The organism is Paraburkholderia sp. J41, from assembly GCF_905220235.1.
GTDB lineage: Bacteria > Pseudomonadota > Gammaproteobacteria > Burkholderiales > Burkholderiaceae > Paraburkholderia.
This window is the reverse complement of record NZ_CAJMZE010000067.1, coordinates 1-5437: the sequence shown is the minus strand read 5'-3', so window position 1 is coordinate 5437 and position 5437 is coordinate 1. Positions and strand designations below refer to the sequence as shown.

Sequence of the window (5437 nt, the reverse complement as noted above, 5' to 3'; positions counted from 1 at the left end):
CGATCTTTAAAAATTTACAGCCGATAAGTGTGGGCGCTTGATGCGGTGGCGGCCTGACCTTGTTCTTTTGAATGAAGTCAGGAGCAGCAAAAGTATCAAGAGTCTCACACTAAAGTAAGTCAGGTTTTCGGATTCATTCTGAAACCTGTCAGCTTTGAGTGAGCGACCGGGTTCGAGAGAACCCGAAAACAGTAACAGGCATTGAACTGAAGAGTTTGATCCTGGCTCAGATTGAACGCTGGCGGCATGCCTTACACATGCAAGTCGAACGGCAGCACGGGGGCAACCCTGGTGGCGAGTGGCGAACGGGTGAGTAATACATCGGAACATGTCCAGTAGTGGGGGATAGCCCGGCGAAAGCCGGATTAATACCGCATACGATCCATGGATGAAAGCGGGGGACCTTCGGGCCTCGCGCTATTGGGGTGGCCGATGGCGGATTAGCTAGATGGTGGGGTAAAGGCCTACCATGGCGACGATCCGTAGCTGGTCTGAGAGGACGACCAGCCACACTGGGACTGAGACACGGCCCAGACTCCTACGGGAGGCAGCAGTGGGGAATTTTGGACAATGGGGGCAACCCTGATCCAGCAATGCCGCGTGTGTGAAGAAGGCCTTCGGGTTGTAAAGCACTTTTGTCCGGAAAGAAAACCCAGATCCTAATATGGTCGGGGGATGACGGTACCGGAAGAATAAGCACCGGCTAACTACGTGCCAGCAGCCGCGGTAATACGTAGGGTGCAAGCGTTAATCGGAATTACTGGGCGTAAAGCGTGCGCAGGCGGTGATGTAAGACCGATGTGAAATCCCCGGGCTTAACCTGGGAACTGCATTGGTGACTGCATCGCTGGAGTATGGCAGAGGGGGGTAGAATTCCACGTGTAGCAGTGAAATGCGTAGAGATGTGGAGGAATACCGATGGCGAAGGCAGCCCCCTGGGCCAATACTGACGCTCATGCACGAAAGCGTGGGGAGCAAACAGGATTAGATACCCTGGTAGTCCACGCCCTAAACGATGTCAACTGGTTGTTGGGGATTCATTTCCTTAGTAACGAAGCTAACGCGTGAAGTTGACCGCCTGGGGAGTACGGTCGCAAGATTAAAACTCAAAGGAATTGACGGGGACCCGCACAAGCGGTGGATGATGTGGATTAATTCGATGCAACGCGAAAAACCTTACCTACCCTTGACATGTACGGAATTCTGCCGAGAGGTGGAAGTGCCCGAAAGGGAGCCGTAACACAGGTGCTGCATGGCTGTCGTCAGCTCGTGTCGTGAGATGTTGGGTTAAGTCCCGCAACGAGCGCAACCCTTGTCCCTAGTTGCTACGCAAGAGCACTCCAGGGAGACTGCCGGTGACAAACCGGAGGAAGGTGGGGATGACGTCAAGTCCTCATGGCCCTTATGGGTAGGGCTTCACACGTCATACAATGGTCGGAACAGAGGGTTGCCAAGCCGCGAGGTGGAGCCAATCCCAGAAAACCGATCGTAGTCCGGATCGCAGTCTGCAACTCGACTGCGTGAAGCTGGAATCGCTAGTAATCGCGGATCAGCATGCCGCGGTGAATACGTTCCCGGGTCTTGTACACACCGCCCGTCACACCATGGGAGTGGGTTTTGCCAGAAGTGGCTAGTCTAACCGCAAGGAGGACGGTCACCACGGCAGGATTCATGACTGGGGTGAAGTCGTAACAAGGTAGCCGTATCGGAAGGTGCGGCTGGATCACCTCCTTTCATGAGCTCATCGCTCACCGCGTTTTAAGCGCTCACACTTGTCGGCTGTAAGAAAGACAGACTCAGGGGTCTGTAGCTCAGTCGGTTAGAGCACCGTCTTGATAAGGCGGGGGTCGATGGTTCGAATCCATCCAGACCCACCACTGTCTGTGACGGGCAGTCCCCTTGGGTTATGTGACTGGGGGATTAGCTCAGCTGGGAGAGCACCTGCTTTGCAAGCAGGGGGTCGTCGGTTCGATCCCGTCATCCTCCACCAATCCTCAATGCCTAGTGTCCGGTAGAAACACAAACCGGGTATTACGCATTGGCGATTGAGCCAGTCAGAGCGGTACGAAAGTACCGGCTGTCGTTCTTTAACAATCAGGAAGAAGTAGTAAAGAGATTCATCCGAAAGCGGACAGAGATGGCCGTCGAGTAGGTGAATCAGGGTTGTGATTGTATCAATGTATTTTTAAGTGATCGAAAGATCGCCTTGAAATACGGCGCAACACGAATACTCAACCTGTAGCGCGTGGGTCGCAAGGTGATCAGTCACCGGCAGACACACCCGTTATAGGGTCAAGCGAACAAGTGCATGTGGTGGATGCCTTGGCGATCACAGGCGATGAAGGACGCGGTAGCCTGCGAAAAGCGGTGGGGAGCTGGCAAACGAGCTTTGATCCACCGATATCCGAATGGGGAAACCCACTCCGAATGGAGTATCCATGGCTGAATACATAGGCCATGCGAAGCGAACGCGGCGAACTGAAACATCTAAGTAGCCGCAGGAAAAGAAATCAACCGAGATTCCCAAAGTAGTGGCGAGCGAAATGGGACCAGCCTGCATTCTTTATCTGAACTGTTAGCCAAACGCTCTGGAAAGTGCGGCCATAGCGGGTGATAGCCCCGTAGGCGAAAACAGATTGGAAGAACTAGGTATGCGACAAGTAGGGCGGGACACGTGAAATCCTGTCTGAAGATGGGGGGACCATCCTCCAAGGCTAAATACTCGTGATCGACCGATAGTGAACCAGTACCGTGAGGGAAAGGCGAAAAGAACCCCGGGAGGGGAGTGAAACAGATCCTGAAACCGCATGCATACAAACAGTCGGAGCCTCGCAAGGGGTGACGGCGTACCTTTTGTATAATGGGTCAGCGACTTACATTCAGTGGCAAGCTTAACCGAATAGGGCAGGCGTAGCGAAAGCGAGTCCGAACAGGGCGTCCAGTCGCTGGGTGTAGACCCGAAACCAGGTGATCTATCCATGGCCAGGTTGAAGGCACGGTAACACGTGCTGGAGGACCGAACCCACTAACGTTGAAAAGTTAGGGGATGAGCTGTGGATAGGGGTGAAAGGCTAAACAAACCTGGAAATAGCTGGTTCTCTCCGAAAACTATTTAGGTAGTGCCTCGTGTATCACCTTCGGGGGTAGAGCACTGTCATGGTTGAAGGGTCCATTGCGGATTACTTCGCCATAGCAAACTCCGAATACCGAAGAGTGCAATCACGGGAGACAGACATCGGGTGCTAACGTCCGGTGTCAAGAGGGAAACAACCCAGACCGCCAGCTAAGGTCCCCAAATATGGCTAAGTGGGAAACGAAGTGGGAAGGCTAAAACAGTCAGGAGGTTGGCTTAGAAGCAGCCACCCTTTAAAGAAAGCGTAATAGCTCACTGATCGAGTCGTCCTGCGCGGAAGATGTAACGGGGCTCAAGCCATATACCGAAGCTGCGGATGCACATTTATGTGCATGGTAGGAGAGCGTTCCGTAAGCCTGCGAAGGTGCGTTGAAAAGCGTGCTGGAGGTATCGGAAGTGCGAATGCTGACATGAGTAGCGATAAAGGGGGTGAAAGGCCCCCTCGCCGTAAGCCCAAGGTTTCCTACGCAACGTTCATCGGCGTAGGGTGAGTCGGCCCCTAAGGCGAGGCAGAAATGCGTAGCTGATGGGAAACAGGTCAATATTCCTGTACCAGTGTGAAATGCGATGGGGGGACGGATCGCGGAAGGTTGTCCGGGTGTTGGAAGTCCCGGTCGCTGCATCGAAGAAGGCACCTTGGCAAATCCGGGTGCGCAATTCAAGGGTGTGGCGCGAGCGGCCTCGAGCTGCGAAGCAATCGGAAGGGGTTCCAGGAAAAGCCTCTAAGCTTCAGTTTCACATTGACCGTACCGCAAACCGACACAGGTGGGCGAGATGAGTATTCTAAGGCGCTTGAGAGAACTCGGGAGAAGGAACTCGGCAAATTGGTACCGTAACTTCGGGATAAGGTACGCCCCTGTAGCTTGATGCGCCTGCGCGCAGAGGGTGAAGGGGTTGCAATAAACTGGTGGCTGCGACTGTTTAATAAAAACACAGCACTCTGCAAACACGAAAGTGGACGTATAGGGTGTGACGCCTGCCCGGTGCCGGAAGATTAAATGATGGGGTGCAAGCTCTTGATTGAAGTCCCGGTAAACGGCGGCCGTAACTATAACGGTCCTAAGGTAGCGAAATTCCTTGTCGGGTAAGTTCCGACCTGCACGAATGGCGTAACGATGGCCACACTGTCTCCTCCCGAGACTCAGCGAAGTTGAAGTGTTTGTGATGATGCAATCTCCCCGCGGCTAGACGGAAAGACCCCATGAACCTTTACTGTAGCTTTGCATTGGACTTTGAACCGGTTTGTGTAGGATAGGTGGGAGGCTGTGAAGCGGGAACGCCAGTTTCCGTGGAGCCGTCCTTGAAATACCACCCTGATCTGTTTGAGGTTCTAACCTTGGCCCGTGATCCGGGTCGGGGACAGTGCATGGTAGGCAGTTTGACTGGGGCGGTCTCCTCCCAAAGGGTAACGGAGGAGTACGAAGGTACGCTAGGTACGGTCGGAAATCGTGCTGATAGTGCAATGGCATAAGCGTGCTTGACTGTGAGACCCACAAGTCGAACAGGTGCGAAAGCAGGTCATAGTGATCCGGTGGTTCTGTATGGAAGGGCCATCGCTCAACGGATAAAAGGTACTCTGGGGATAACAGGCTGATACCGCCCAAGAGTTCATATCGACGGCGGTGTTTGGCACCTCGATGTCGGCTCATCTCATCCTGGGGCTGTAGCCGGTCCCAAGGGTATGGCTGTTCGCCATTTAAAGAGGTACGTGAGCTGGGTTTAAAACGTCGTGAGACAGTTTGGTCCCTATCTGCCGTGGGCGCTGGAAGTTTGAGGGGGCCTGCTCCTAGTACGAGAGGACCGGAGTGGACGAACCTCTGGTGTACCGGTTGTCACGCCAGTGGCATCGCCGGGTAGCTATGTTCGGAAGAGATAACCGCTGAAAGCATCTAAGCGGGAAACTCGCCCCAAGATGAGACTTCCCCGGGAACTTGATTCCCTTGAAGGGTCGTTCGAGACCAGGACGTTGATAGGTCAGGTGTGGAAGCGCAGTAATGCGTTAAGCTAACTGATACTAATTGCCCGTAAGGCTTGATCCTATAACCGGTGTGTTTGATGGAACACGCAGGGTTGAGTGATCGCGTGTTGTGCCAGGCTGAACAACACAACCCAACGAATTCTTTACGCTTCTTCCCGATTGGCTGTGGCGCCAGGTTGAACCGACCCGCGCGACGCAGCAACCCGTCATGCCTGATGACCATAGCGAGCTGGTCCCACCCCTTCCCATCCCGAACAGGACCGTGAAACAGCTCCACGCCGATGATAGTGCGGATTGCCCGTGTGAAAGTAGGTAATCGTCAGGCT

Annotated in this window: 2 tRNA genes and 3 rRNA genes; all 5 read left to right on the top strand. The window is 54.0% G+C overall.

The window, feature by feature from the left end:
• The first annotated feature begins 203 nt into the window (after positions 1-203).
• A 16S ribosomal RNA gene (locus U5805_RS31325) occupies positions 204-1734 on the top strand.
• Between the two features lie 66 nt (positions 1735-1800).
• Positions 1801-1877 (top strand) — tRNA-Ile (locus tag U5805_RS31320).
• 37 nt (positions 1878-1914) lie between these two features.
• Positions 1915-1990 (top strand) — tRNA-Ala (locus U5805_RS31315).
• 300 nt (positions 1991-2290) lie between these two features.
• A 23S ribosomal RNA gene (locus U5805_RS31310) occupies positions 2291-5172 on the top strand.
• Positions 5173-5322: 150 nt separating this feature from the next.
• Positions 5323-5436, top strand: a 5S ribosomal RNA gene (gene rrf, locus U5805_RS31305).
• The 16S, 23S and 5S rRNA genes sit together here with 2 tRNA genes alongside, the layout of an rRNA operon.
• Position 5437: the final 1 nt, after the last annotated feature.